Raw genomic sequence first — 25723 nt, forward strand, 5'->3', positions numbered from 1 at the left:
AGATCTATGCAACGCTTTGCCATTGGCATCGAATTTTCAGGCGCACGTTATCGAGGTTGGCAAACCCAACAAGCGGGTGTAATTAGTGTGCAAGAAACGCTTGAAACTGTCTTGAGTAAAATCGCAGCCGAACCGATTTTGCTACATGGTGCAGGCCGTACCGATGCAGGTGTACATGCAACCAATATGGTGGCGCATTTCGATACGCATGCCATTAGACCCTTACGCGGCTGGCTCATGGGTGCCAATAGTCAACTGCCTAAAGATATTGCCATCCAGTGGATTAAGGAGATGGATCATGAGTTTCATGCCCGTTTCAAGGCTCAAGCGCGTCGTTATCGCTATGTGGTCTATAACCATCCACAACGCCCAGCTTTACTGCATAAACAAGTGACTCATGCTCACTACACACTCGATGTAGACAAGATGATTGCGGCTGCAAAAAAGTTTGAAGGTACGCATAATTTTGAGAGTTTTCGTGCTGCGGCTTGTCAGTCCAATCAACCTGTGCGCCATGTGAGTCATTGTCGCTTAGTTCGACATGGTGCTTATTTAGTGCTTGATATTCAAGCCGATGGCTTCTTACACCATATGGTGCGTAATATTATGGGCTGTTTGCTGGAAATTGGACAAGGTATGTACCATATTGACCATATTGACCAAATTTTTGCGGCACAAGATCGTAAAGCGGCAGGCGTAACAGCCCCACCCGATGGTTTATATTTTATTCATGCCGACTATCCAGCGCAGTTCGATTTACCCAAAGTGCCTTTAGGTCCGCATTGGTTAAACATGCCAGATTAATGTGACACGCATAATAAAAAAACCTCCACATGGGAGGTTTTTTAACTTTTAGATTAACGTTGTTTACGCTTGCGATATTCAACAGGCGTTTCATTGGTCCAACGCTTAAATGCACGATAAAACGTGCTCGGCTCTGAAAAACCTGTTAAATAGACAATTCGCTCTACACTTTCACTGGTATTTGCTAACAATTTCTTAGCCAAGCGGCATCGATAATCAGAAAGAATCTGCTGAAAACTGGTATTCGCTTCGCTCAGTTGAGTGCGTAAACGACGTGGCGTAATATTTAAATGTGCTGCAACCGTTTCTAAAGTCGTTTCACCGCTTTCTAACGTTGAACCAATCGCACGGCGCACTTCGCCTACCAAGTCATAACGTGCTAGCTCTTGTAGTTTTTCAATTGCCAGTTGCTCATGCAATTGCAATAACTCAGGCTCAGCTTGCCACAACGGATAATCCAAAATCGCTGGATCAAAATACAGCCGCGTTTCTTTTTGCCCCAAGCTCACAGGGCATTCAAAGACACGGAAATATTCGTCATCTGGCGCACCTTGAGAAAAGTTAAAGTCGATATACAACGGCTGAAAACGCCCTTCTGTAATAAACTTAAAGAAGCGCAGGATCCCTGACATGGCACATTCAGAGAAATGACGATTAATTAAATTTTCTGCCCACGGTTGTTCACCATTGGTCAAATAACAACGATCGTCTTCAACAATCAAACGGGCATGAAAGGCATCGCTAATTAAACGCTGATAGGCCAGAGCACGCTTAAGTCCTTCACCAAAATTTTCACTGCTAATAAATAAGTGTTCAATCACCTGCCCACGATATAAAGGCAAATGCTCACCCAAATGCAAACCGATATCAGGGTCCTTACTGACATCTTCGGCTGCTGTCCAAAAAGCAAACTGTGCATTTAATGGGGTACGATCATTGGCCTGAACTTGATTTAAGGCCACCCCCGCTTTTGTTAAAATTTCTTCGGTTGGTAATCCTGAACGACGAATCGCCTGATAGCCCAATCGTAGTACAACCGATGCATCCGTTAGCTGACCCACGCAATGACCTTCCTTGTATGTGATTCATTTATACCTAAAACAATAAATTTAGATTAACTGCGATTGACCAAACTGACAACATCTATAGTCAAATTTTTCAGGAATTTTTTGAAACCACCAGTTCGCTTAATTTACTGCCAGCTAACTCACTCGCAGGGGTTTGATTCTTGATTTTTTATAAAAAATTGACTATAATTTGCCCCTTTCCAATTTGATCATCAGGTAGGCTATGGCCAATAAAGAGGAACTCATTGAGTTCGAAGGCGTTGTCACCGAAACGCTTCCTAATACGATGTTCCGTGTACGTTTAGAAAACGGTCACGAAGTAATTGCCCACATTTCTGGTAAAATGCGTAAACACTATATCCGCATTTTGACTGGCGACAGTGTGAAGGTAGAAATGACCCCTTATGACCTCACTAAAGGTCGTATCACGTACCGTGCACGCTAATTAGTGAATGCAAATGAAGCCACACATGATGTGGCTTTTTTGTTGTCTAAATGCAGGTAAGATGCCATTTATCGAGTTCTGCAATTTCATCAACCATGTATGCTTATAATAAAAAGATGATCAACCGCATAGGATAGACCTATGAAGCTGATGCGACACACTCTAATGAGTCTCTGCTTCTTTCTAGCAGCCTGCACAACATCCCTACCCTCAAACGTACAACTTGAACAGTATTTACAGCACTACATCGGGCAATCTAGCCAAAGCATTCAACAAACACTTGATCTGAGCGCTTTAGGTTACACCCCAGCTCAACTAATCAAACACGATCAAAATGTCCTGATCTATCGTATTCCTCGCAAAATGAGCATTCCTCTTCCAATCCCTCAAGCTCCGAATAACTCAGGGCAAGCGCCAATTTACGTTCCTAGTAACAGTTCACAGCAATATTCCACCGAGCTTTCCTGCATAATCCGCTTTCAACTGAAAGAGAACAGAGCAACTTCTGTACAAGTTAGCCAAGGTACGTGTTAGATGAATTCCGATTACCCCATAAAAAACGCAGCGATGGCTGCGTTTTTTTTACATGATAGGGAGATTATGCGAGTGCAGCAACTACCGCTTGTCCCATTTCAACTGTACCTACCTTATTCATCCCGTCTGACATAATGTCAGCAGTACGTAAACCCTGATCCAAAACTTGCCCTACTGCGTCTTCAATGGCTTGTGCAGCCGCTTCTTCACGGAAGGTATAGCGCAACATCATGGCAACCGACAAAATAGTTGCCAATGGGTTCGCGACGTTCTGACCAGCGATATCTGGTGCCGAACCATGACATGGCTCATACATACCCTTACCATTTTCATCTAAGGAAGCAGATGGCAACATACCGATTGAACCAGTTAACATTGCGGCTTCATCAGAAAGGATATCACCGAACAAGTTGCCCGTTACAATCACATCAAACTGCTTAGGCGCACGTACCAACTGCATGGCTGCATTGTCGACATACATGTGTGACAAATTAATCTCAGGGTATTGCTCTTCTTTTAATGCAGTAACGGTTTGCTTCCAAAGTTCAGTCACTTCAAGTACGTTGGCTTTATCCACTGAACAAACTTTACCACCGCGTAAACCTGCCAATTCAAAAGCAACTTTAGCAATACGCTTAATTTCTGACTCTGAATATACATCAGTGTTAAAGCCTTGCTTCTCACCATTTTCGAGTTCACGAATACCACGTGGCTGACCAAAATAGATACCACCCGTTAATTCACGCACGATTAAGATATCTAAACCTGCCACAATTTCAGGTTTTAAGCTCGATGCATCTGCCAATTGTGGGTAAAGAATCGCAGGACGTAAATTTGCAAATAAATTCAATTCACTACGGATTTTTAATAAACCGCGTTCTGGACGTATTGAGCGCTCAATTGTATCCCATTTTGGACCGCCCACAGCACCTAACAAAATTGCATCGGCTTTTTTTGCTTGTTCCGCAGTTACCGCTGGGTATGGTTCACCATGCGCATCAATTGCTGCACCACCCAATAGGCCATGTTCCCATGTGAGACCTAAATTAAATTTTTCATTGACTCGATCGAGTACATGCTCCGCGGCCTTGACAATTTCAGGACCGATACCATCACCCGCCAAAATCAAAATTTGTTTAGACATGAGAACTTCCATTATTTCATCAGTACTAGGACTGTTTAGAGATTAAATTTTTTGCTCTACAAACTCACCTAACCCTGTTTGCGGGTCATAGGGTCTGCAAAAGCGACGAATTGTTTTTTGTTCTTGCTGCAAATCGACACATAGCGGATCTGGAGCAGAAGCATTTAATAAACTGACATGTTGCCGAGTCCGATTGCGATACATTTTAAAGGTATAAGTTTGTTTGGCTTTAAAGGCATGAATCACATGTAAAGTTTCTGCCCGATCGGGTGAAATCGGATAAAATCGAATCACCAACTCTTGTTGTTTCGCAGGTGCAGATAAATACAAAGCATTCGGCTTATTCAAGGTTTTTGCCTGCAAACGCACTAGACCTTTATTAATTGCCTCAGGATTGACCCGATGGGTTCGCTCATCGACAATAAAAATATTGCCTAAACGCTCGAATTCACAATTGTGTGTTCCAGAACAATAAATCAAAGCATTTGATGATGGGCTTTCGGTATATTCCACTTGCTTAATACGTGCACTATCTACCCACTGACATGCACTCAGTGCGCTGCACAACAATCCCGCAACGACACATTGACCGAAAACTTTCGTCATTTTGCTAGCCCAACCTTGCGTAATAAAGCATTTATCATGTTGATGATGCCCCTGATGTTAGCAAGAGTTGGGCGGTGTTGTCATGACTAAATATGCAACCTTTAGCCTTGAATTTCTTGAAAAACCCAAGGTCGTGATTGTTTAGTTTTCGCTTCATAAGCACGGATGTCCTCTTGTGCTTGTAAAGTTAAACCAATGTCATCCAAACCATTCAATAAGCAATGCTTACGGAAAGGATCAACTTCAAATTTGAACGCTTCACCTGAAGGTGTACGAACTTCTTGTGCATCTAAATCAATCGTGAGCTGGTAGCCTTCGGTCGCAAAACATTCTTTAAATAACTGATCCACAATCTCTTCAGAGAGAATCACAGGTAACATGCCATTTTTAAAGCTGTTATTAAAGAAAATGTCAGCATAACTTGGTGCGATCACGGTACGGAAACCATATTCTTCCAATGCCCAAGGTGCATGCTCACGGCTAGACCCACAACCAAAATTGGCACGTGAAATGAGAACCGAAGCACCTTGGTAACGCGGTTGATTTAAGATGAAATCTGGGTTTTTCGGACGTTTAGAATTGTCTTGTCCTGGATAGCCTTCATCTAAATAACGTAATTCATCAAATAAATTATCACCAAAACCTGTGCGTTTAATTGATTTTAAAAACTGCTTTGGAATAATTAAATCTGTATCGACATTGGCACGGTCTAATGGTGCAACAATACCTTGTTCAACGGTATAAGCTTTCATGTTTTGCTCCCCTTAGTCCAATTAGAATGTACGAACATCAACAAAATGACCTGCAATTGCCGCAGCGGCTGCCATTGCTGGACTCACCAAGTGCGTACGACCGCCATTGCCCTGACGACCTTCAAAGTTTCGGTTTGAAGTCGAAGCACAGTGTTCACCCGGCTGTAATTTATCAGCATTCATCGCCAAACACATTGAGCAACCTGGTTCACGCCATTCAAAACCTGCCTCAAGAAAAACCTGATCTAAACCTTCTTCTTCAGCTTGTTTTTTGACTAAACCAGAACCCGGAACCACCATCGCTTGTTTAATGCTAGCAGCAACTTTACGACCTTTTACCACTTCTGCCGCTGCACGAATGTCTTCAATTCGTGAATTGGTGCATGAACCAATAAATACACGATCCACTTGAATATCAGACAATGCTTGACCTGCTTCTAAGCCCATGTAGTTATAAGCGCGTGTCCAGTCATTGCGCTGCACATCATCTTTCGCTTGTGCCAAAGTTGGTACCGCTTGTGATACTGGAATCACCATTTCTGGAGAAGTTCCCCAAGACACTTGTGGCTCAATCTCTTCGCCTTGCAATACCACGACGGTATCAAATTCGGCATCGGGATCAGAATGTAAAGTATTCCAATACTCAACCGCAGCATCCCACTGTTCCGCTTTTGGTGCATAAGGACGGTCTTTCACATAGGCAATGGTTTTGTCATCAACAGCAACCATACCCACACGTGCACCCGCCTCAATCGCCATGTTACACACGGTCATACGGCCTTCAATCGACATGTCACGGAATACCTGACCACCAAATTCAATCGCGTAACCTGTACCACCCGCTGTGCCAATTTTACCAATGATCGCTAACACCACATCTTTTGGTGTAACACCTTGGCCTAAAGTACCATCCACGCGAACCAACATGTTCTTCATTTTCTTTTGAACCAAGCATTGGGTTGCCAATACATGTTCAACTTCTGAAGTGCCAATCCCATGTGCCAAACAGCCAAAAGCACCATGTGTTGCCGTATGTGAATCTCCACATACCACCGTCATACCGGGTAAAGTTAAACCTTGTTCGGGTCCAACGACATGTGCAATCCCTTGACGGATATCATTAATTTTAAATTCAACAATATTAAAAGCTTCACAGTTATCATCCAAAGTTTGCACTTGAATCCGTGAAGTGTCATCTTCAATCCCTGCAATACCTTGCTCACGCTCTTTCTTTGAGGTGGGTACATTATGATCAGGAGTCGCGACATTCGCACTTAAACGCCAAGGTTGACGCCCAGCAAGTTGTAAACCTTCAAAGGCTTGCGGTGAAGTCACTTCATGCAATAAATGACGGTCGATATAAAGTAAGCACGAACCATCATCACGTTGTTTTACTAAGTGGTCATCCCACAATTTGTCATATAAGGTTTTGCCTGCCATGTCGACGCGCTCCATAGAACTGGGTAATTGCTTTACTTTAGGTGATTATAACGCTGAAATAATATAAATCTAATTTATCATTTTTATAAATTTAAAAACTTTTTGGAATAATTTAAATGTCGACTCATCATCTAATTATTCGATTAATTTAAAAAATATATTCGTTTTTACTGATTTAATAAATATCATTATCATTCAAACAAACCTCGCAGCTCAAGGCACGACTTATGGCACATCTTTATCATTTTGTTCAACACAACCAACGCACTTTAAAGAAAACCCTTAGTTACTACATTATGCATATAAGTGTCGCGATGTTGGTCGGATACTTTGTGACTGGTAGCCTGATCATGGCCATCACTTTAAGTTTACTCGAACCAACGGTTCAAGCATTTGCCTTTTTCTTCCACGAAAAAGTCTGGGATAAAAGTGACGATCAAAGCACACTAGTTCCAAAAAATTCAGTCTAATTTATATGAACTTGAGCATGCTTCCCTCTTTGCACTCGGACTACGGGTGCTTTTTTTATTTGATAAATTCTAAAAGTTTCTAAATAATAGATTACATATAAAAAAACTTTATGGATTATTTCTATGAATCTGGCTGCCTTTGAAGCATTTGTAAAAGTCATGGAAACAGGTTCAATTTCTTTGGCAGCAGACCAACTGTTCATTACCCAACCTGCGGTCACCAAACGTATTCATAGTTTAGAAGATTATTTTGGGGTGAAATTATTTGAATCGGCAGGACGTGGCGTTCAAGCGACCCATGCCGCACATTCTTTATTACCGAAAGTTAAAAACTGGCTAAATGAACTCGGCGATATTCACCATACCCTGAGCCATGAACAACGACAGGTACAAGGTAAACTCAAGATTGGCACCAGTCACCATATTGGTCTGCATCATCTCCCTCATCATTTACGCAATTATGTACAACAATTTCCACAAGTCACCTTGGATGTACATTTTGTCGATTCTGAACAAGCACATGAACAAGTCCTTGCAGGTGATTTAGAACTGGCTTTTCTGACACTGCCTCCACAAGGTGATGATCGACTCAATTATGTCACCATTTGGAATGATCCTCTGGTGTTTGTTGCTGCCCCCTTTCATCCTTTGGCTCAAAAGAAAAATCTGAAATTGGAAGATTTGATTGCCTATCCTAGTCTTTTGCCCTCTGCCCAAACTTATACTAGCCAAATAACCTTGGCTGAATTTGAAAAACAGGGGTTAAAGCCTAAAATTACCATGAGCAATAACCCACTAGAATCTATTCGAATGTTGGTTTCAATTGGTCTGGGGTGGTCTGTCTTACCACAAACTTTACTCAATCAAGATTTACAGCAACTCGACATTCGTTTTGAAATGAATCGTCAATTGGGTATGGTTTGGCACCCTGGGCGGACACAGTCAAAAGCAGTGTTAGAACTGATTGAAATGATGAAATAAAATTCTAAAATGATAAAAAGCCATCTTTAAGGATGGCTTTTTTTATCTTAACCCTGTATTAAGATGCAAAGATTTGAAGCGCAATCAGCCCCAGTACCATCAAAAACAGAATTAAACCAGCAATGAAATTGGTTCCACCACGGTTTTCTAATTCAGTGCTGATGTCAGCGTTGCCTAACTGTCGTATCTTGGCAATCTGCTTATCCACATAATACTTATACAAAGTATTTCCAAACATACCGAATGCCACACTTAAGCCAATCGTTGAACCAGAACCTTCAATCCCCAAGAGTGTTTCGATCACCCCAATCGCAAGAATCAAAGCGATTGCCATAAAGCCATAGCTATACATTTTTCGGTAAAATAACCAAATCACCCCCAAGAAAAAGGCCGCAATATTAAAACCTGCATACTGTTTCTTTGGGGTGATTTTTTCAAACTTTTTTTGATAATAAGATTGATATTTCGCACCAACAAACATGGCTCGATCTTGCTCGAGTTGATAGATTGAATTCGAATTATCTAAGGATGCCGAGGGTAAAACAAATTGTTGATCTAAAGACATATGTTTCTTCTTAATTTATTCATTTATTGTGTGGCGTAAAGAATTTTCATCGCCACAACTTAATTATATCTTATTTTTTATCACCGACTCTTCATGCAAGGATTCATTCAACTGATCCACGACAATCGCCCATTCGCCATCAGACTGAATTTTTTCTTCTAAAAATTGACGTTGCGCTTCGCTCCAATAATCTGCCTGTACAATATGTGTCTGTGCATTTAGTTGATGGGTCACTATAAATAACGCTATTGCGTCTTCACTCGCATCTAAACCGAGTTGTTCAAATAAATGTGTCATTCTTGGTCGAACTTGATTCATGTTCATGTCCTTAAATTTTCTTATTTTCTAGACCAGCATAACAACTTAAACAGCTTAAAACTGTTAAATATCTTTAACATGAATACAAAAAAAGCAGAGGCAGATTTCAGTCAACCGCTGCTGTTTAGCATCAATGTCTGATGATAATGATTTAGACAATCGACCAGTCTTGAATATCCCAACCCAGTTCTTTCGCCAAGACTTCTAAGCGATCATCTGGATTGACGGCAATGGCGTGGTCTGCATATTCCAATAAAAAACGGTCATTGATGGAGTCTGAATAAGCCCAAGACTCACTCACCTCACGACCTGCCAACCATAAATCTAGACGCGCCAATTTGCCTTTTTGGTAGCAAGGAATATTAATCACTTTACCTGTGTACTTCCCATCAACCACTTCTGCATTGGTGGCAATAATTTCAGTAATACCAAATTCACGAAAAATCGGTGCAGTAATAAAATCTGAAGTGGCAGTAATTCCGACCAAGGCATGGCCTGCTTCACGATGCTTTTCAATAGCAGCGAAACCCTCAGGGCGCATTTGAGGACGAATCACTTTCTGCATGAACAATTCATGTAATTCGGTCAAATACGGATTGTCATGTTGGGTCAAAAATTCAAATACAAATTCATTGTAAGCTATCGGGTCTAATTGCCCTGCCTTATAGTCTTCATAAAATTTGTCGTTCATTTGACGATGGCGGATGGGGTCGACCAGTCCTTCATTGACTAAAAACTCTCCCCAAGAATGATCTGAATCGGTATTCAGTAAGGTGTGATCGAGATCAAATAGCGCCAATTTCATGAAAATACTCGTAAAAACTGAAATTTAAGAAAAAAATTGTAAATCTATCTCCGCTAGTCGATAGAAATTCGTTAAGATCATAGCAATTTTAACATTTTAGCTTTGTTTTAGTTCGAGTTGGATAAAGAAATAACACTCCCCGAACGCGAAGCCACAATATTACACAAAATTTAGGTAGCCAAATGATCGACTCTGAAGGTTTCCGACCCAATGTCGGGATCATTTTGGCAAACGACTTTGGACAGGTTTTATGGGCAAAACGCATTGGACACAATGCTTGGCAATTTCCACAAGGAGGTATCCAATATGGAGAAACCCCTGAACAGGCACTTTATCGTGAGCTGAGAGAAGAAGTTGGCTTACTGCCCGAACACGTCGAAATCATAGCGCAAACTAAAGGGTGGTTGCGCTATCGTTTGCCACATCGGTATATACGTGCGGATTCAGACCCCGTGTGTATAGGTCAAAAACAAAAGTGGTTTTTACTCAAGTTAACCGCTTCGGTACAGCATATTCAATTGAATTTGTCCGATCCACCTGAGTTCGACCAATGGCAATGGGTTAGCTATTGGTATCCTTTAGGACAGGTGGTGAATTTCAAGCGAGATGTTTACCGTAAAGCTATGGTGGAATTGTGCAATCAATTACCGATTAAAAAACCTTAAAAAAATTGTATAAATATGCAGATTTTTTAAGACACTATTGCTATAAATAAAACTAATTTACACTTTTTTTGGGAGCAGACTCTATGTCGAACATGCAACTGGATACCCTTAGACGTATTGTTCAAGAAATCAATGCGTCCACCAGTATGCATGAATCACTCGACATTATGGTCAATCAGGTCGCTGAAGCGATGCATGTAGATGTCTGCTCGATCTACCTTTTAGATGAACGTAACCAACGTTACCTACTCATGGCCTCTAAAGGTCTAAACCCAGAATCTGTTGGACATGTCTCTTTACATACAGGTGAAGGTTTGGTGGGTCTGGTAGGACAACGTGAAGAAATCGTAAACTTAGATGATGCACCCAAGCATGAACGCTTTATGTACCTGCCAGAAACTGGGGAAGAAATCTATAATTCTTTCCTTGGTGTACCTGTCATGTACCGCCGCAAGGTGATGGGTGTATTGGTAGTCCAAAATAAAGATAAGCAAGATTTTAGTGAAGCGGCTGAATCCTTTCTTGTCACCCTCTGTGCACAGCTTTCAGGCGTAATTGCACACGCACATGCTGTTGGCAATATTGATGTCTTCCGTAAACCAAGCAACCTGCCTGCTTATAAAACCTTCCAAGGGGTGTCTGGCTCAGGCGGAATTGCCTTAGGTCGTGCTGTCATTTTATATCCTCCTGCCGATTTATCGGCAGTACCTGACCGTGAAGCAGATGACATCAGCGAAGAATTGGCTTTACTAGATAGTGCACTCAAATCTGTTCGAGAAGAAATTCAATCGCTAGACGATAAAATGCAAGATGCCTTAATGGCAGAAGAACGTGCATTGTTTAGCGTATTCTTGCGCATGTTGGACGAAAATGCCCTTCCTGCTGAAATTAAATCGGAAATTCGTGATGGTAATTGGGCACAAGGTGCCGTCCGTATTGTAATTGAAAACCATATTGCGCTATTTGCACAAATGGAAGATGACTATTTACGTGAACGTGTGGCGGATCTGAAAGATTTAGGCCGACGTATTTTGGCATTTTTACAAGAAGCCGATTCTAGCCACCGTGAACTGACAGATGAAAGCATCTTAATTGGTGAGGAAATCTCGACCGCTGCACTGGTTGAACTACCTGTCGACAAAATTGCGGCTATCGTAACCAGTGAAGGGGCCATGAATTCACACATGGTTATTGTGGCACGTGCACTGGGAATTCCAACCGTAGTTGGGGTAACTGAACTACCAATTAATACCCTTGATGATGCTGAAATGATAGTCGATGCACATCAGGGTCGTGTATTTATTAATCCGCCACGTCGTTTACGTACCCGCTATAAAGAAATTCAAAAAGAAGAAGAGCAAATTGCCAAAGATCTCAAACAATATGAGACCAAAGATGCGATGACGCCTGATGGTGTTGCTGTACCTCTTTATGTGAATACAGGTCTGATGATTGATGTCGTGCGTGGTGTACAACGTGGTGCCAAAGGCGTAGGTTTATATCGCTCTGAAATTCCCTTTATGCTCCGTGACCGCTTCCCTGGGGAAGAGGAACAACGTGCCATCTACCGTCAGCAGCTCAGCCACTTTGCCAACAAACCTGTGGTGATGCGTACCCTCGATATTGGTGCGGATAAAGATTTACCTTACTTCTCGATTGAAGAAGAAAACTCTGCTTTGGGCTGGCGAGGTATCCGTTTTACCTTAGATCATCCCGAAATTTTTTCTTCACAAATTCGTGCCATGCTCAAAGCCAGCATTGGGCTAAATAATCTGCATATTTTATTGCCAATGGTGACCAGTGTCAGTGAAGTCGAGGAAGCCCTATACTTACTCGATCGTGACTGGCAAGCCGTACAAGAAGAAGAACAGGTTAAAATCAATAAACCGAAAATTGGTATTATGGTTGAAGTACCGAGTGTACTACTACAAATTGAAGAATTTGCGGAATTAGTGGATTTCTTTTCGGTTGGCTCGAATGACTTAACCCAATATTTATTGGCAGTTGACCGTAATAATCCTCGTGTTGCCAATGTCTACTCGCACTTTCATCCTTCGATTTTAAGAGCTTTAGCGCGTTTGGTTCAAGAGTGCCATAAATACAATAAGCCTATCAGTATTTGTGGTGAAATGGCTGGCGATCCGCTGTCTGCCGTTCTGCTTATGGCAATGGGCTTTAATACACTGTCGATGAGTTCAAGTAACATCTTACGTGTCCGTAAAGCGATTTGTCATGTTCCGATGTCTGATGCTCAAGAACAACTCGATCGTGTTTTAAAAATGAGTAATCCACTCATGGTGAAAAGCTGGATGGAATATTATTTCAAAACTCACGGTTTAGCCGATATGGTGAAATCGAGTACCCGTATTGTAGGTGCCTAATACACCAATCCTGCCGTAAAGAGTGGCAATAAAAAAGGGCGATAATCTTCAGAATATCGCCCTTGCTTATGTTTGCTATAACCTCGTTTTGCATTTTTCTTTCGATCTACAAAAACTTGGCTTTTGTTGACTTCATGCATGTGTTTTGCCACAAAGTTATGTATGACAAGTTCTGCTTGTCGTTTCTGTTTGGCCATTTTTTCACCTTTTGGATACAGACTTTTCAATTTTTCTGCATTTATAGCAGGAAAATGATCATACGCTTTTCTGACTATTTTACAAGCAGATTTAGGTGAGAATAGACGTCTTTCCTAGCGTTCCACCCCCATAACCTCAATAGAAGTAATCTCATTAAAATTTCGTCTAAGCATCTGAATGTGCAGATAACTATGTCGGCCATGCTGGCTTAAAGTTATAATAGAAATCATTTCATAGATTGGTATCGCCAAATGTCAAATCAAGAGGAGTTATTAAAGCTCGATAATCAACTTTGTTTTGCTTTATATTCAACTCATCTTGCGCTGAATCAGTACTATCGAAAATTATTACAACCTCATGGCATCACCTACCCACAATATTTGGTGATGCTGATTTTATGGGAGCAAGATCAACTGACTGTTTCAGAAATTGGACAGCGGATTTTTTTAGAATCTTCTACCCTTACCCCTTTATTAAAACGGCTAGAAAGTTTGGGTTTTATTGAACGTAAACGCTCGGTTGAAGATGAACGACGTGTCCTGATTTATCTAACAACTGAAGGACGTGCTTTAAAACAAGCCGTCATGCCTATTCCTGAACAGATTCTGGCAGCTATTCAATGTGCACCCGACCAAGTGAGTCAGTTGCGTGAGGAACTCAACCACTTACGTGCTCAATTGAAAGAACAATAATACAGAAAATGGATCAAATTCAGATTGAAATACAATCGCTGTACATTTTAAAATCAATCTAGCACATGCATTTATCTACACCCTCTGACAAACTTTTCAGCTTTAAAAATACTGAAAATTCGTCAATCTATTCATCAGCCCTGTCGTTGGGTCATTCAGCTTGGATACCACCTTAATCACCCAACGTTCTAAGGAAAAAACAGACAGGATAAAGGCCTCATCCAATCAATAAAAAGAATGAGCGTTAAAGCTATTTAATCCTTTAAGCAGGTATCAACAAGAACAATAGATTAACAATCTTTTTTATCCAATGCTTTGGCTTAATCCGTGCAATATCAATCCGAAGAAAGCAACTGTAAAAGGATAATAATAAAAAAAGGAATCAAGCATTTAGCTTGTTTAAATATCCACAAGGAAAATTGAGTATGGATATATTTGATATGGTTCCCTTGTCTTTACCAAATTTAACTGTGGGTGAGTTTTTGGTTAGGCAGACGCATATCTGCTTAGACCCTGTCATGCCTTATTGGTTACACCAAAGACATTACAATTCATTTACCTCTACGCAATATAGCGAAAGTCTTCAATCTTATGGCGTAGGTGAGGTCATTGAGTCCTTAAATCCTCAATTTCCTGTAGGAGCTCAGGTGGTGGGAATTACAGGCTGGCATGAATATGTTTTGGGCCATTCTGAAATGTATATTGTCGATTCTAGCCTACCTGCTGAAGCCATCCTTGCTCTCTTCTATTTTACTGGGCTTACGGCCTATATTGGGTTAATCAAGCTTGCTCAACCGAAAGCAGGAGAAACGCTCTTGATTGCCAATGCAGCAAGCACATTAGGCGCATTACTCGGTCAACTCGCAAAAGCCAAAGGGCTGAGAGTTATTGGCTGTTCAGACTCCAATAAGAAATGCCAGCACTTGGTGAATCAATTGGGGTTTGATGCAGCCATTCATGTGAATAACTCACATTCCGCAACGCAATTAAGCAGTGCAACCCCAGACGGTATAGACATCTTTTTTGATAATAAAGATGAACCGCTGCAAAAACTGGTTTATCCGCAGATGAATCCTTTCGGACGTGTCATCGTATTAGATAAGCAATCGACACATCATCAAACTTCTCACCCTGCACTATCTTGCAAGGAAATTCAGCATCGCTACCTAAGCATACACGGCACCATGCTAAGTCCTTATTTAGAGTTTATGAATGAATCAAATCGAGTGATGGCAGAATATTTAACGCAAGGGAAAATTACGTATCAGGTGCATCTGATTGATGGCTTTACCCATTTACCCGAAGCATTAATTCAATACTTCAATGAAGAGGCAATGAGTACCTTGATTGTGAAGTTTTAGCTCCACATGAATTTAATTTACTTCGGATTTAAAGGGCTTAGTTGCTTAAAAAGACGGTGACATAACAAATAAAAAAAGCCCAACATCCTGTCGGGCTTTTTCCATATTCGTTGCTCGGTATAACTTCCTGTTGCACCAAAACGATCCTTGCTTTAGAACATTTCAATCCTTGAATGTTCTGGAACATCCTGTTCCTGAATGAAATGCATGATAGGTGATTTCAAAAAGATTGCCTATACGCAAAATCCTTCATTAATTGTACGTTATAGCTTACACATTTGATTAAAAAATAAACTTCTTGCGCTAATTAAGGCTAATAACAACTCTTTAAATCGCCAACACGCGCTCCAAAATTTTATCAACATCGCTCGGTTGTATTTCAAGCATGCCCACAACACGACCATGAAATGCCTGATAACGAGATTGAATAAATGCATCTGCAATAAACGTTGGAGCATATTGTTGTAATAAACTGGCTTGTGCCAAGATGACCAATCGACTTACCAAACTACGAGCCATAAATTGCAGTTGCTCAGGCGTTTGCTGGAATAACTGTAGCAATTGTCGTAGTTCTGTTTTTAATAATGGCTGCTGATGGCTTGCATCCGCGAAAGACTGCAACAACACCTGCATGGATTCTGGCTCACGTTGAATCGCCCGCAATACATCTAAGCACATGACATTGCCTGAACCTTCCCAAATGGTATTTACAGGCGCTTCTTTAAAAATTCGCGCCATAATTCCTGCATCGACGTAACCATTACCACCAAAAACTTCCATCATTTCACCAGAGAGTTCCACCGCACGTTTGCAAATCCAGAACTTGGTAGCAGGTGTCATTATTCTTTTCCATGCCACCGATAAAGCATCATCTTGATCATAACAATGTGCCAAATGGAAACTGAGTTGCACTGCGGCTTCGGTTTCCAAAGCTACATCGACTAAAACGGCTTGCATCAACGGTTGATCAGACAAATGTTTTCCAAAAGCCTTACGCTGTCGGGTATAAGCAAGACATTGCACCAAAGCTTGCCGCAACATAGCACTACTGCCTACCGAACAAGTGAGTCGAGTGTAATTTGCCATTTCAATAATGGTGGGAATACCACGCCCCACCTCACCAACCATAATGCCCCACGCCTCTTTAAATTCAACCTCAGAACTAGAATTACTACGGTTCCCAACTTTGTCTTTTAAACGCTGTACCTGTATGGCATTTTTACTGCCATCTTCTTGCCAACGCGGTACAAAGAAACATGCCAAACCATCTTGTTCAGTTTGTGCCACCACCAAATGGGCATCGCACATGGGGGCAGAGAAAAACCACTTATGCCCTGTGAGCAAATAAGCTTGACCACGCCCCGACTCTGCGACTGGCACAGCCATGGTTTCATTGGCACGCACATCTGAACCACCCTGCTTTTCGGTCATGCCCATGCCCAGCCAAATCGATTTTTTCTGGCTAATCAGCACATCACGCTCATCATATTCTGTCGAGAGTAACTTATCGCCTATTTTGGCCCATAGTTCAGGCTCGCGTTGAATCAGCGGAATACTGCCGAGCGTCATCGCGGTGGGACACAAACTGCCACATTCGACTTGTCCACTCATATAAAAACGCGCCGCCCAATCCACCCATGCCGCTTTAGGTTGCTGGACTAAAAATGGATGAGCATGTAGTGCATAGTTGCGATTTAATGCCATCCACCGATGCCATGCGGGATGAAACTCAATAAAGTCTTTCCGACGTCCACGTGCATCAAAGGCATGTAAAATGGGGGGATGCTGATTAGCTTGATCGGCATATTGATAATATTCCGCCGAGCCAGCGACTTGTCCCAACTCCGTCAAAGCGACCTGATCCTGACTGCCATACCGAGCCAATATTTCTTGTAGAATCTGATCGGTACTAAATAAGTTATAGTCCTGTTTTTCATCAAATTGATTGCTGATTTGATGGGTCGTCCATGTATTGATCATTTCAACTTTGCTCTTGTTCTAGTTCGCTTTTCATTTCAGTATAGAGAAAAATTCATCTTGATATGTTCAGCTTTGTGCCATGAAAAATCCTGAAGTCCAAGTGCGCCGTAGACCGCGCCAATCCAGAGCCAAGCTCACGCAAGAAGCTTTGCAAGAAAGCTTTATTCGACTTTTACATGAGCGTCATGCGCATGAAATCACCATTCGTGAAATTACGGATATGGCTGGTGTTGGTTTAGGCACCTTTTATGAGTACTTTTCCAAGAAAGAAGATTTGATTGCATTGACCATTCATCAACATGTGAAAGGTAATGCAGAACAGCTAAAAAGTTATGCACAAAGTCTGATGGAGTTATCCACAAAATTAAGTTTTACAGACTATTTACAGCAGATTATCCACTTTCAGCTTGAACAGATTCAGGCTCGGCAGTTTCTTTGGGCACAGGCTTTTTTGCTCGAACGGCAGGTTTCGAACATTGAAAGTTACCGTAAAAGTTATGCCATGATGGTGCAGATGTGGTACAGCATCCTTCAGCCTTATATTGAGGATGAAGCTCAACTCAAGGGCATCAGTTTAAATGTGCAACGGGTGTGTTATGGCTTTGTGTCGCAGAGCTTGTTGGTCGAGCCAAAGTTTGTGGAGTGGGATCAACTCGAAAAGGATATTCACCAGAGTTTGTAGAAGCTTAATTTTTAATAAAAAAATTTTATACGCGAAGTAACCATCTTCGATTGGCAAAATAAAACTGTACTACTTTCAAAAAATCCGACTTGTTTCAAATTCGGATTTCTGTGTATTATTTAACAATAAATATTTGATATTTAAATAAAAATGAATTTAACTTTACATCATATCTATGATATTAAATAGCGGAAATTTCTAAAACTGTTTTTGATAAAAACAGGCTAATTCTATATATCGTATGATAGTAACCTTGAGCTACATAGATATTTATAAATTGATCGTAAAAATGTCATTAGCAATAATTTTAAGCATGTTCGTGTTCTCTCTAAGTATGTCTATTTCGCCTGGTCCTGTGAATATAACAATACTGTCAACGAGTTTAAAACATGGTTTTATTAAAACATTTCCTTTTATATCAGGAGCAACTATTGGATTCGTATTGCTTTTAATATCCGTAGGATTCGGATTTTCTAAAATTATAAATACTTATCCTATCATCTTTAGGTTATTAGAGTTTTTAGGCGCTTTTTTTATTATTTATATAGGCTATAAAATACTATCTTCTAAACTAGAAATTGAAGTCAATCATAATAGCTCTATACCCAATTTTATCGATGGATTCTTATTGCAGTGGTTAAATCCTAAAGCATGGATAGCATGTGCTTCAGGTACTGCTTTATTTTCAGTGCAGAATACTAACACTCCGCTTATAGTATTTATCTGTATTTACTTTCTAATTTGTTATTTATCTTTAGCTATATGGGGAGCTTTAGGTGAAAAACTATCTATTGCATTGAGTAATAGTAAGCGTATTTTATTGTTCAACAGATTGATGGGCTTTTCTTTAATCTTCATTTCTATATATATGATATTTAAGATTTTCACTGTTAAATGAGCTATAAATTTTATTAATTAACGAATAGGCAATACTATTGATGGGTAAATTGGCTGGCCAAATTGCATATACGTTTAAAGGTTGTAGTTCCCATTGAGGTAAAACTTTTACAATATCCCCCTTAACAATGTCATTTTGAATTAAATAATCAGGAGGAGCAGCCAAACCAGCATCAAGTTTTGCTAGTTGATAAGAAGCTTCTACATTATTTACACAAATATTTGGATTATATGAAATTTTTATTTCTTCACTATTCTTGTTGTTTTTCAATATTCTTGAATGTGGGCGCATACTTAGACCAATCCATTTCATTGCTTCTAAGTCATAGGGTATTTTCGGTTCACCGTAGGTCTTAAGAAAGTTTTTAGTTGCAACAATACTTCTTGGTAGATCAAATAAATACTTAGCTTTTAGAGAGCTATCCAAAGGCTCTCCTATTCTAAAAGCTACATCTATATTTTCAAAAACAATGTCATTTTTTTCATCATCACAAGTAATATTTAATATTAAATCAGGAAAATCCTTTATAAAATCAGTAATGTGATTCATAAATTCTCCATGGATAAAAATAGCAGGAATTGAGATATTTAATTTTTTATTCCCGATGATTGAGCTTTTTTTTAAATCGTTAATACCTTGCTCATAAGTTTCTAATATGGATTTAGCGGTTTCTAAAAGCTTTTCTCCATCATGTGTGAGAGTTATTTTTCTAGTATTTCTATAGAATAAAGCACACCCCAAATTTTTTTCTAATTTTGTAAGGTGTTGACTAGCGGTTGCACTCGATAAGCCTATCGCTTTAGCTCCTTTGCTAATAGAGCCTATTTCAGCAATTTTTGCAAAAACTATTAAATATCTAATATCTTCAATCATTTCATACCATATATTAAATAAAATCTAAAATTAACATAATACACCGTCTAAGAAAGGTAATTCATAACGTAGATATTCAAATATCTTAAGGTGTAAAAAGTATTATTTGCACAACTCATTTAAGTTTAAATTAAAAAGCATCATTCCATAAAAAACCGCTCTTACGAGCGGTTTTTTATTTGAGTGAAAACTACTTCACATCAAAACGGTCTGCATTCATGACTTTATTCCAAGCGGCAATAAAGTCATGTACAAATTTCTCTTTGTTGTCATCCTGTGCATATACCTCAGCATATGAACGTAAAATTGAGTTTGAACCGAACACCAAATCCACACGGGTTGCCGTCCACTTCACAGCACCCGTAGCACGGTCACAAATTTCGTAACGGTTTTTACCCACAGGTTTCCATGTATAATTCATGTCAGTTAAATTGACAAAGAAATCATTGGTTAAAACTCCCACACGGTCAGTCAATACGCCTTCTTTCGCACCGCCGTAGTTGGTATCGAGCACACGCATACCACCAATTAATACCGTCATTTCAGGTGCGGTTAGACCCATTAATTGGGTACGATCTAACAGCATTTCTTCAGGTTGCACCGCATAATCTTGTTTTTGCCAGTTACGATAGCCATCATGGGTGGGTTCCAAGTCGGCAAAAGAATATTCGTCGGTTTGCTCTTGCGTTGCATCACCACGTCCAGGCGTAAATGGCACTTTCACATTCACACCTGCGGCTTGCGCTGCTTTTTCTACCGCAGCCGTACCTCCCAATACAATCAGGTCAGCTATACTGACTTTCTTCGCTAACCCAGCCTGAATTTCTTCGAGCTTTGCGAGCACTCGTTGCAAACGCTCAGGCTCGTTGCCTACCCAGTCTTTTTGAGGAGATAAACGGATACGAGCACCATTGGCACCACCACGGTAGTCTGAACCGCGATAAGTTCTAGCACTGTCCCATGCTGTTGTAATTAAATCACTGCTGGATAAACCACTATTAATGAGTTTTTCTTTCAATTCATCAATTTCTGCTTCAGACAACGTGTAATCCACTGTCGGGATTGGATCTTGCCAAATTAAATCTTCTGCAGGAACATCTGCACCCAAGTAGCGAGATTTTGGTCCCATGTCACGATGGGTCAACTTGTACCAAGCACGGGCAAAGACTTCTGCCAAACGTGCAGGGTCTTTATAAAAACCTTCTGCAATTTTGCGGTATTCAGGGTCCATTTTGAGAGCCATATCCGCATCGGTCATCATTGGGTTACGGCGTACATTCGGGTTATGCGCATCAACAGGCTTGTCTTCTTCCTTAATGTTGATCGGTTCCCATTGTTTTGCCCCAGCAGGGCTGGTGGTTTTTTGCCACTCATAAGTGAATAGTAGATAAAGGAATTCATTATCCCATTTGGTTGGATGCGTGGTCCATGCTCCTTCTAAACCGCTCACCATGGTATTAGAGCCGTTACCTGTGCCTTCTGGGTTATGCCAACCTAAGCCTTGGAATTCGACATCAGCCCCTTCCACATCTTTACCGAGTAATTCAGCTTTACCATTACCATGCGCTTTACCCACAGTATGACCACCGACTGTGAGCGCAACGGTTTCTTCGTCGTCCATTCCCATACGGTCAAAGGTCACACGCATATCTTGTGCGGTACGCAATGGATCTTGCACACCATCCACCCCTTCAGGGTTTACATAGATCAAGCCCATTTGTACCGCAGCTAGAGGATTTTCTAATGATTTACGGTCTTGGTCACTGCCATAACGGTTGGAGGTTGGTGCCAACCATTCATGCTCTTCTCCCCAGTAAATGTCTTTTTCAGGATGCCAGATATCAACACGACCACCACCGAAACCAAAGGTCTTTAATCCTGCAACGTCATACGCCACTGTTCCTGCAAGGACAATTAAATCGCCCCAAGACAGTTTATTGCCATATTTTTTCTTAATTGGCCAAAGTAAACGACGGCCTTTATCCGTATTAACGTTATCTGGCCAGCTATTCAGTGGGGCAAAACGCTGATTACCCGTGTTGGCACCACCACGGCCATCTTGCTTACGGTATGAACCCGCCAAATGCCATGCCGTACGCACAAACATCCCGATGTAGCTGCCATAATCTGATGGCCACCAATCTTGGCTACTGTTTATCAGGTCGCGAATATCTTGTTTAACGGCTTCTAAATCGAGAGATTTGAAGGCTTCAGCATAATTAAAGTCAGGATCGAGCGGATTGGTTTTGGTATCGTGTTGTGAAAGGATGTCTAAATTAAGTGAATTTGGCCACCAATCGGTATTTGAGCTGGCAGCGGAGGTATTGGCACCATGTGAAAATGGGCACTTACCTGACGAGGCTTGCGAATTATTGTCCATGTTATGTCTCCAAACTCAAGTCTTTCAATGTTTATTATTGAACCGTGTAAAAGTAGTGTTCGACTATCAACATAGCCTTTTTTCTAGACAAGCTAAAGCGGTATTTACTAATCAAAACAATCGAATTCTTCTATATAAGCATTGAAGAAAAAAAGATTTTTAAATGGCTATAGACACACATTTGATGTCTGTAGGCTTCGTAACACTCATACCATTTAGCATTTCAAACAGCATGATTTTGAATAAAATATAGGCTACATATAGCCAGTAAATTCTGTTATTTTGAACAGATGAGAACTTTAGAATATAAAAAAATGCAGAATGATCTCGATCACATCATTCAACAATATGACATCATCTTATTTGATGCGATTTGTGTTATCTGTAATGGTTGGGCACGTTTTCTCATCCAACATGATACGCAGGCTCAATTCAAACTCGCTTCAGCCCAGTCCCTTTTGGGAGAAAAAATTCTTGAATATTATGGGATGTCGACCACACATTACACCACTATGATTGTGATTATCGATGGGCAATTATTTACAGAATCTACCGCCCTATTAAAAGTACTGGCTCGGCTCGGTCTGCCTTTCTCTCTGATGAAAACTGGTTATCTTATTCCACGACCATTTCGGGATTTTTTGTATCGTCGGGTTGCACTTAATCGCTATACCCTTTTTGGTAAAACTGATACTTGCCTCATTCCATCCCAAGAAAATAAACATCATTTTCTAGAACAGATCATCCGTGAATACTCAACGACTCAATAAAAAGACGCTTCAAACCATTCATATGAGCCTAGCAATACTGTGGATTTATCAAGGTCTGATTCCCAAAATTCTATTTCAAGCCGATGATGAACGCCGTATTTGGATGTTACAGGGATTTAATGATCAAGCTGCAATTAGCCTGATGCAATATTCTGGCGCAATCGAAATCATCTTCGGAGCATTATTTTTAACGGGTTATAAAACCTTAGCGCTCCATTATCTCAATATTGTCGGTATGCTCGGATTAAGCTTTTTAATTTTGATTGTCGACCCACACTATTTCACCCAAGCCTTTAATCCCTTTGTGATGAATATTGCGATGCTGGCTTTGTCCTTAACCGCCATTCGCCTCATAAAAGATCAAGAATAAACACTTTAAAACACGGATGATGCTTTAAACAATTAAACGCTTACCTTCCCGAATGCAGTAAAACGGATTCATTAATTTTGACGAACCACGCATCGCTACATGTAAATCATGTTCAGGCTGCTCGCGTGCTTCATCCGTCAATTGATAACTACGGTAATGAATAGCCAATGAACATCTGGCATGTAAATCTTTATGTGCCTGAAAAGCATCTTCAGGGTTCATATGCATATAACGCATCAACTCACGTGGCTCATAAGCACCAATCGGCAACAAGGCAATACGTGGAGGCCCCAAACGGGTATGAATTTCCTTAAAATGCGGTGAATAACCTGTATCGCCTGCAAAGAAACTATATTCACGTCCCTGTTTAACTGCAAAACCACCCCAAAGCGCCATGTTCTGATCACGTATTCCACGACCAGATCCATGTTGTGCGGGGGTATAGATCAATTCCAGTTCATGAAACTGTGCAGATTGCCACCAGTCCAGTTCAATCACATGCATACTTTTCGGTAAATACCAGCCATTACCCAAGCCTGTGTAAATCGGCATGGCGAACTTGTCATGCAACCAGTTCAGGCTTGCCAAATCCATATGATCATAATGATTATGGCTGAGCAAAACAGCATGAATGGGCGGTAATTCTTCTAGCGCAATCCCTGCGGGACAAAAACGCTTCGGCCCACGGCCCTGTTTCGGACTGACAAATTCAGCCCAAACAGGATCCGTGAGAAAATTATAAGGGCCAATCTGTAATAATACGGTGGCATGTCCCACAAACCAGACTTGCCAATCATTCAGTGCTGCATTGGGACGACTTTGTGGCAATACTCGTGGGGTGGTAGAAGCAGCATCTAATGGGGCTTCTTTGTCCCAAGTCGATGACTTTCGTTTTAACAACCACTTGAACAAATCAAAATGACTACGCCCCTCTGGTGCATGCAAAGGATTCGAAAAACGCGTGCCGTTAAAGTGGGCAGATTCAAGATACTGAAAAGCGGGTTTACGCCAAGTATGTGACCAACACTCTTGGGTTTTAATCTGAAAATGTGGTTGTTCTAAGTTCTGCTTCATGTACTGTCATTATCTATAAGAAATATCACATTCACTGCAATAACATGAATGTCGAGATTGGCGTGTTTCTTATTGTAGATACTCTGTTTGGTAATTCAAGCCAAACTGTAAAATATACCCCTTAGTCTTCGATGGGGTCAGGTGAGATAGTAACGCGCGTGGTCATACTAAAATTTGATGAAAAAAAGCGGCAGACTGGAATTCAGCCCAGTCTGCCGAGGTTGTAAACCCAGAAATTTAAGCAATTTTGCGTAAATCTAAACCTTGATCCAAATGCTGTTCGGCTTCAAATGCTGCATTTTTAGCAATTAACTTTTTCAAGTGACGCATCTCTTTGGCTGCATTTACTGTAATACCGCCCACAATGATGCCATTGGTTACACCAAACAGCACACAAGAACAAGCTGAACCTAAAGTGGCATCCATTTCACCGCGGACATGCCATTCTACTGCCTGCATATCACCGACAAACTGATAGTTAATATCGAGCTGATCCGTCCAGAACCATGCAGGATTTGGTTTTGGATGCTCCACACCCATCACGTGACGTGCAAAAATTCCAGCCTGTAAATTGGCATTTTCCCATGTTTCCACACGACGGTAATGCCCATCATCACGTAATTGAGTCGCGACATCACCCGCGGCATAAATATCGGGATGTGAAGTTTGGCAGTTTTCATTGACCTGAATCGCCCCCTCCACCGCTAAGCCAGCATCTAGCGCGAGCTGTGCATTCGGGACAATGCCAATGCCATAAATCACTGCATCTGCACGTAACTCTTCCCCTGTTGCAAGGGTGATTACCACAGTTTCACCATCTAAATGACAGTGATTAATGCTGCTATTCAAGCGTACATCGACACCCGCAAGACGTTGCTGTGCCAATAAAAACTCACTCAAAATCTGCGGGGATGAACGCCCCATTACCATTGGTCCCATTTCAATCACGGTCACTTGGCAATCTTTAAAACGCGCAGAGGAAGCCAGTTCCAATCCAATGACCCCTCCACCAATCAAGACAATTCGCTGTCCAGCTTGTAGCACAGGCACCAGTGCTTGAGAGTCTTCTAGATTACGTAGGGTATAAACATGTTTACCTAAAGCATCGAAATTCGGCAGGCGACGTGCTGCACCGCCAGTCGCAAGCAACAGTTTGTCATAAGCAACAACATTACCCTTTTGCAATTCAACGGTTTTTGCCTCTGGGTTAATTTTGACTACGCCATTACCACGAATATGAGCTACGCCCAAGGTCGCCAATTTCTCTTCAGATAAAATCTCAACCTTGGTTTCTTCAGGCTTTAAAATCACATCTTTGGATAAAGGTGGACGCTCATAAGGTAAATGAACTTCATCCCCAATCAGGATAATGTTGCCCTCATACTTGTTACCGCGAAGTTCTAAAATCGCACTCGCACCCGCCTGTCCCGCACCGACGATGACAATGGTTTCAATATTGCTCATTTGA

At 41.0% G+C, this 25723-nt stretch carries 27 protein-coding genes; 13 read left to right on the forward strand and 14 right to left on the reverse strand.

Annotation, left to right across the window (positions count from 1 at the left end):
• Window positions 1-6: 6 nt before the first annotated feature.
• Window positions 7-804: a tRNA pseudouridine(38-40) synthase TruA gene (truA, locus tag C3F34_RS04475; protein ID WP_104441136.1), complete on the forward strand. Its 798-nt coding sequence runs from the start codon at window positions 7-9 to the stop codon at window positions 802-804.
• 53 nt (window positions 805-857) lie between these two features.
• Here the strand turns inward: truA and C3F34_RS04480 are convergent, their stop codons facing one another.
• Complete coding sequence (locus C3F34_RS04480; protein ID WP_044740099.1) at window positions 858-1865, reverse strand: AraC family transcriptional regulator; 1008 nt, start codon at window positions 1863-1865, stop codon at window positions 858-860.
• A gap of 229 nt (window positions 1866-2094) precedes the next feature.
• Between C3F34_RS04480 and infA the strand changes: the two genes are divergently transcribed.
• Both infA and C3F34_RS04490 read left to right on the forward strand, forming a co-directional pair.
• Entirely contained in the window at window positions 2095-2316 is a 222-nt protein-coding gene (gene infA / locus C3F34_RS04485; RefSeq protein WP_001284370.1) for a translation initiation factor IF-1, read from the forward strand.
• 141 nt (window positions 2317-2457) lie between these two features.
• Window positions 2458-2850: a hypothetical protein gene (locus C3F34_RS04490; protein ID WP_052662104.1), complete on the forward strand. Its 393-nt coding sequence runs from the start codon at window positions 2458-2460 to the stop codon at window positions 2848-2850.
• Window positions 2851-2914: 64 nt separating this feature from the next.
• On the opposite strand, the gene leuB is transcribed toward C3F34_RS04490, so the two are convergent.
• The 4 genes from leuB to leuC all read right to left on the reverse strand — a co-directional run bounded on the left by leuB (window position 2915) and on the right by leuC (window position 6792).
• Window positions 2915-3994 carry a 3-isopropylmalate dehydrogenase gene (gene leuB, locus C3F34_RS04495; protein ID WP_016168287.1) on the reverse strand — a complete coding sequence of 360 codons (1080 nt, stop codon included), beginning with the start codon at window positions 3992-3994 and terminating at the stop codon, window positions 2915-2917.
• Between the two features lie 42 nt (window positions 3995-4036).
• Window positions 4037-4600, reverse strand: coding sequence for a hypothetical protein (locus C3F34_RS04500; protein ID WP_104441137.1), 564 nt, complete (start codon window positions 4598-4600; stop codon window positions 4037-4039).
• Window positions 4601-4701: 101 nt separating this feature from the next.
• Window positions 4702-5352: a 3-isopropylmalate dehydratase small subunit gene (leuD, locus tag C3F34_RS04505; RefSeq protein ID WP_016168289.1), complete on the reverse strand. Its 651-nt coding sequence runs from the start codon at window positions 5350-5352 to the stop codon at window positions 4702-4704.
• A 21-nt stretch (window positions 5353-5373) separates the two neighbouring features.
• Window positions 5374-6792, reverse strand: coding sequence for a 3-isopropylmalate dehydratase large subunit (leuC, locus tag C3F34_RS04510; protein ID WP_104441138.1), 1419 nt, complete (start codon window positions 6790-6792; stop codon window positions 5374-5376).
• Window positions 6793-7019: 227 nt separating this feature from the next.
• Here leuC and C3F34_RS04515 point away from each other — a divergent pair, with 227 nt between their 5' ends.
• Together C3F34_RS04515 and C3F34_RS04520 are read left to right on the forward strand one after the other, a co-directional pair.
• A complete protein-coding gene (locus tag C3F34_RS04515) occupies window positions 7020-7262 on the forward strand; it encodes a DUF2061 domain-containing protein (protein ID WP_104441139.1) in 243 nt (80 codons plus the stop codon).
• 123 nt (window positions 7263-7385) lie between these two features.
• Complete coding sequence (locus tag C3F34_RS04520) at window positions 7386-8243, forward strand: LysR family transcriptional regulator (RefSeq protein WP_104441140.1); 858 nt, start codon at window positions 7386-7388, stop codon at window positions 8241-8243.
• Between the two features lie 58 nt (window positions 8244-8301).
• Here C3F34_RS04520 and C3F34_RS04525 read toward each other — a convergent pair whose 3' ends face one another.
• The 3 genes from C3F34_RS04525 to C3F34_RS04535 form a co-directional block, all read right to left on the reverse strand.
• The gene (locus C3F34_RS04525; RefSeq protein WP_104441141.1) at window positions 8302-8808 is read right to left on the reverse strand and encodes a DUF2628 domain-containing protein; all 507 of its coding nucleotides are present in this window, start codon (window positions 8806-8808) and stop codon (window positions 8302-8304) included.
• A 63-nt stretch (window positions 8809-8871) separates the two neighbouring features.
• The gene (locus C3F34_RS04530) at window positions 8872-9126 is read right to left on the reverse strand and encodes a DUF2789 domain-containing protein (protein WP_016168294.1); all 255 of its coding nucleotides are present in this window, start codon (window positions 9124-9126) and stop codon (window positions 8872-8874) included.
• Window positions 9127-9277: 151 nt separating this feature from the next.
• The gene (locus C3F34_RS04535; RefSeq protein ID WP_104441142.1) at window positions 9278-9931 is read right to left on the reverse strand and encodes an HAD family hydrolase; all 654 of its coding nucleotides are present in this window, start codon (window positions 9929-9931) and stop codon (window positions 9278-9280) included.
• A gap of 182 nt (window positions 9932-10113) precedes the next feature.
• On the opposite strand from C3F34_RS04535, the gene C3F34_RS04540 reads away from it, so the two are divergent.
• On the forward strand, window positions 10114-10596 hold the full coding sequence (locus tag C3F34_RS04540; protein WP_016168296.1) for an RNA pyrophosphohydrolase: 483 nt from the start codon (window positions 10114-10116) through the stop codon (window positions 10594-10596).
• A gap of 83 nt (window positions 10597-10679) precedes the next feature.
• The gene (ptsP, locus tag C3F34_RS04545; RefSeq protein ID WP_104441143.1) at window positions 10680-12977 is read left to right on the forward strand and encodes a phosphoenolpyruvate--protein phosphotransferase; all 2298 of its coding nucleotides are present in this window, start codon (window positions 10680-10682) and stop codon (window positions 12975-12977) included.
• On the opposite strand, the gene C3F34_RS04550 is transcribed toward ptsP, so the two are convergent.
• The gene (locus C3F34_RS04550) at window positions 12974-13174 is read right to left on the reverse strand and encodes a hypothetical protein (protein WP_104441144.1); all 201 of its coding nucleotides are present in this window, start codon (window positions 13172-13174) and stop codon (window positions 12974-12976) included. The two genes, ptsP and C3F34_RS04550, sit on opposite strands and share 4 nt — an antisense overlap.
• A gap of 252 nt (window positions 13175-13426) precedes the next feature.
• On the opposite strand from C3F34_RS04550, the gene C3F34_RS04555 reads away from it, so the two are divergent.
• On the forward strand, window positions 13427-13867 hold the full coding sequence (locus tag C3F34_RS04555) for a MarR family winged helix-turn-helix transcriptional regulator (RefSeq protein WP_044740108.1): 441 nt from the start codon (window positions 13427-13429) through the stop codon (window positions 13865-13867).
• 425 nt (window positions 13868-14292) lie between these two features.
• Entirely contained in the window at window positions 14293-15228 is a 936-nt protein-coding gene (locus C3F34_RS04560; RefSeq protein WP_044740109.1) for an MDR family NADP-dependent oxidoreductase, read from the forward strand.
• Between the two features lie 327 nt (window positions 15229-15555).
• On the opposite strand, the gene C3F34_RS04565 is transcribed toward C3F34_RS04560, so the two are convergent.
• Window positions 15556-17208: an acyl-CoA dehydrogenase family protein gene (locus tag C3F34_RS04565; RefSeq protein ID WP_104441145.1), complete on the reverse strand. Its 1653-nt coding sequence runs from the start codon at window positions 17206-17208 to the stop codon at window positions 15556-15558.
• A 79-nt stretch (window positions 17209-17287) separates the two neighbouring features.
• On the opposite strand from C3F34_RS04565, the gene C3F34_RS04570 reads away from it, so the two are divergent.
• Both C3F34_RS04570 and C3F34_RS04575 read left to right on the forward strand, forming a co-directional pair.
• Window positions 17288-17890: a TetR/AcrR family transcriptional regulator gene (locus C3F34_RS04570; RefSeq protein WP_104441146.1), complete on the forward strand. Its 603-nt coding sequence runs from the start codon at window positions 17288-17290 to the stop codon at window positions 17888-17890.
• A 289-nt stretch (window positions 17891-18179) separates the two neighbouring features.
• Window positions 18180-18788, forward strand: a complete 609-nt coding sequence (locus tag C3F34_RS04575) for a LysE family translocator (protein WP_104441147.1) — start codon at window positions 18180-18182, stop codon at window positions 18786-18788.
• Here the strand turns inward: C3F34_RS04575 and C3F34_RS04580 are convergent.
• The gene (locus C3F34_RS04580; RefSeq protein ID WP_104441148.1) at window positions 18738-19661 is read right to left on the reverse strand and encodes a LysR family transcriptional regulator; all 924 of its coding nucleotides are present in this window, start codon (window positions 19659-19661) and stop codon (window positions 18738-18740) included. The genes C3F34_RS04575 and C3F34_RS04580 overlap by 51 nt on opposite strands.
• A gap of 190 nt (window positions 19662-19851) precedes the next feature.
• The gene (katG, locus tag C3F34_RS04585) at window positions 19852-22041 is read right to left on the reverse strand and encodes a catalase/peroxidase HPI (RefSeq protein WP_104441149.1); all 2190 of its coding nucleotides are present in this window, start codon (window positions 22039-22041) and stop codon (window positions 19852-19854) included.
• Window positions 22042-22355: 314 nt separating this feature from the next.
• On the opposite strand from katG, the gene C3F34_RS04590 reads away from it, so the two are divergent.
• Together C3F34_RS04590 and C3F34_RS04595 are read left to right on the forward strand one after the other, a co-directional pair.
• Window positions 22356-22811, forward strand: coding sequence for a thiol-disulfide oxidoreductase DCC family protein (locus C3F34_RS04590; RefSeq protein WP_104441150.1), 456 nt, complete (start codon window positions 22356-22358; stop codon window positions 22809-22811).
• Window positions 22789-23181: a DoxX-like family protein gene (locus C3F34_RS04595; RefSeq protein ID WP_228155330.1), complete on the forward strand. Its 393-nt coding sequence runs from the start codon at window positions 22789-22791 to the stop codon at window positions 23179-23181. Before C3F34_RS04590 ends, C3F34_RS04595 begins: the two co-directional genes overlap by 23 nt.
• A gap of 24 nt (window positions 23182-23205) precedes the next feature.
• On the opposite strand, the gene C3F34_RS04600 is transcribed toward C3F34_RS04595, so the two are convergent.
• Together C3F34_RS04600 and hcaD are read right to left on the reverse strand one after the other, a co-directional pair.
• Window positions 23206-24255 (reverse strand): MBL fold metallo-hydrolase, encoded by a 1050-nt coding sequence (locus C3F34_RS04600; RefSeq protein WP_104441151.1) that lies wholly within the window; start codon window positions 24253-24255, stop codon window positions 23206-23208.
• Between the two features lie 237 nt (window positions 24256-24492).
• The gene (gene hcaD / locus C3F34_RS04605; protein WP_104441152.1) at window positions 24493-25719 is read right to left on the reverse strand and encodes a 3-phenylpropionate/cinnamic acid dioxygenase ferredoxin--NAD(+) reductase subunit; all 1227 of its coding nucleotides are present in this window, start codon (window positions 25717-25719) and stop codon (window positions 24493-24495) included.
• Window positions 25720-25723 lie beyond the last annotated feature (4 nt).

The sequence above is a fragment of the Acinetobacter sp. ACNIH2 genome (assembly GCF_002934965.1).
Lineage (GTDB): Bacteria > Pseudomonadota > Gammaproteobacteria > Pseudomonadales > Moraxellaceae > Acinetobacter > Acinetobacter tandoii.

What these genes read in the sequence shown, in the direction of transcription:
- C3F34_RS04530 (WP_016168294.1), bottom strand. Translation starts at nt 9,126, where the DNA reads ATGAATCAAGTTCGACCAAGAATGACACATTTATTTGAACAACTCGGT.
- C3F34_RS04540 (WP_016168296.1), top strand. Translation starts at nt 10,114, where the DNA reads ATGATCGACTCTGAAGGTTTCCGACCCAATGTCGGGATCATTTTGGCA.
- C3F34_RS04520 (WP_104441140.1), top strand. Translation starts at nt 7,386, where the DNA reads ATGAATCTGGCTGCCTTTGAAGCATTTGTAAAAGTCATGGAAACAGGT.
- C3F34_RS04580 (WP_104441148.1), bottom strand. Translation starts at nt 19,661, where the DNA reads ATGATTGAAGATATTAGATATTTAATAGTTTTTGCAAAAATTGCTGAA.
- katG (WP_104441149.1), bottom strand. Translation starts at nt 22,041, where the DNA reads ATGGACAATAATTCGCAAGCCTCGTCAGGTAAGTGCCCATTTTCACAT.
- C3F34_RS04490 (WP_052662104.1), top strand. Translation starts at nt 2,458, where the DNA reads ATGAAGCTGATGCGACACACTCTAATGAGTCTCTGCTTCTTTCTAGCA.
- C3F34_RS04560 (WP_044740109.1), top strand. Translation starts at nt 14,293, where the DNA reads ATGGATATATTTGATATGGTTCCCTTGTCTTTACCAAATTTAACTGTG.
- C3F34_RS04570 (WP_104441146.1), top strand. Translation starts at nt 17,288, where the DNA reads ATGAAAAATCCTGAAGTCCAAGTGCGCCGTAGACCGCGCCAATCCAGA.
- C3F34_RS04535 (WP_104441142.1), bottom strand. Translation starts at nt 9,931, where the DNA reads ATGAAATTGGCGCTATTTGATCTCGATCACACCTTACTGAATACCGAT.
- C3F34_RS04550 (WP_104441144.1), bottom strand. Translation starts at nt 13,174, where the DNA reads ATGGCCAAACAGAAACGACAAGCAGAACTTGTCATACATAACTTTGTG.
- leuC (WP_104441138.1), bottom strand. Translation starts at nt 6,792, where the DNA reads ATGGCAGGCAAAACCTTATATGACAAATTGTGGGATGACCACTTAGTA.
- leuB (WP_016168287.1), bottom strand. Translation starts at nt 3,994, where the DNA reads ATGTCTAAACAAATTTTGATTTTGGCGGGTGATGGTATCGGTCCTGAA.
- C3F34_RS04600 (WP_104441151.1), bottom strand. Translation starts at nt 24,255, where the DNA reads ATGAAGCAGAACTTAGAACAACCACATTTTCAGATTAAAACCCAAGAG.
- C3F34_RS04575 (WP_104441147.1), top strand. Translation starts at nt 18,180, where the DNA reads ATGTCATTAGCAATAATTTTAAGCATGTTCGTGTTCTCTCTAAGTATG.
- infA (WP_001284370.1), top strand. Translation starts at nt 2,095, where the DNA reads ATGGCCAATAAAGAGGAACTCATTGAGTTCGAAGGCGTTGTCACCGAA.
- C3F34_RS04555 (WP_044740108.1), top strand. Translation starts at nt 13,427, where the DNA reads ATGTCAAATCAAGAGGAGTTATTAAAGCTCGATAATCAACTTTGTTTT.
- C3F34_RS04590 (WP_104441150.1), top strand. Translation starts at nt 22,356, where the DNA reads ATGCAGAATGATCTCGATCACATCATTCAACAATATGACATCATCTTA.
- leuD (WP_016168289.1), bottom strand. Translation starts at nt 5,352, where the DNA reads ATGAAAGCTTATACCGTTGAACAAGGTATTGTTGCACCATTAGACCGT.
- C3F34_RS04500 (WP_104441137.1), bottom strand. Translation starts at nt 4,600, where the DNA reads ATGACGAAAGTTTTCGGTCAATGTGTCGTTGCGGGATTGTTGTGCAGC.
- truA (WP_104441136.1), top strand. Translation starts at nt 7, where the DNA reads ATGCAACGCTTTGCCATTGGCATCGAATTTTCAGGCGCACGTTATCGA.
- ptsP (WP_104441143.1), top strand. Translation starts at nt 10,680, where the DNA reads ATGTCGAACATGCAACTGGATACCCTTAGACGTATTGTTCAAGAAATC.
- C3F34_RS04525 (WP_104441141.1), bottom strand. Translation starts at nt 8,808, where the DNA reads ATGTCTTTAGATCAACAATTTGTTTTACCCTCGGCATCCTTAGATAAT.
- hcaD (WP_104441152.1), bottom strand. Translation starts at nt 25,719, where the DNA reads ATGAGCAATATTGAAACCATTGTCATCGTCGGTGCGGGACAGGCGGGT.
- C3F34_RS04565 (WP_104441145.1), bottom strand. Translation starts at nt 17,208, where the DNA reads ATGATCAATACATGGACGACCCATCAAATCAGCAATCAATTTGATGAA.
- C3F34_RS04515 (WP_104441139.1), top strand. Translation starts at nt 7,020, where the DNA reads ATGGCACATCTTTATCATTTTGTTCAACACAACCAACGCACTTTAAAG.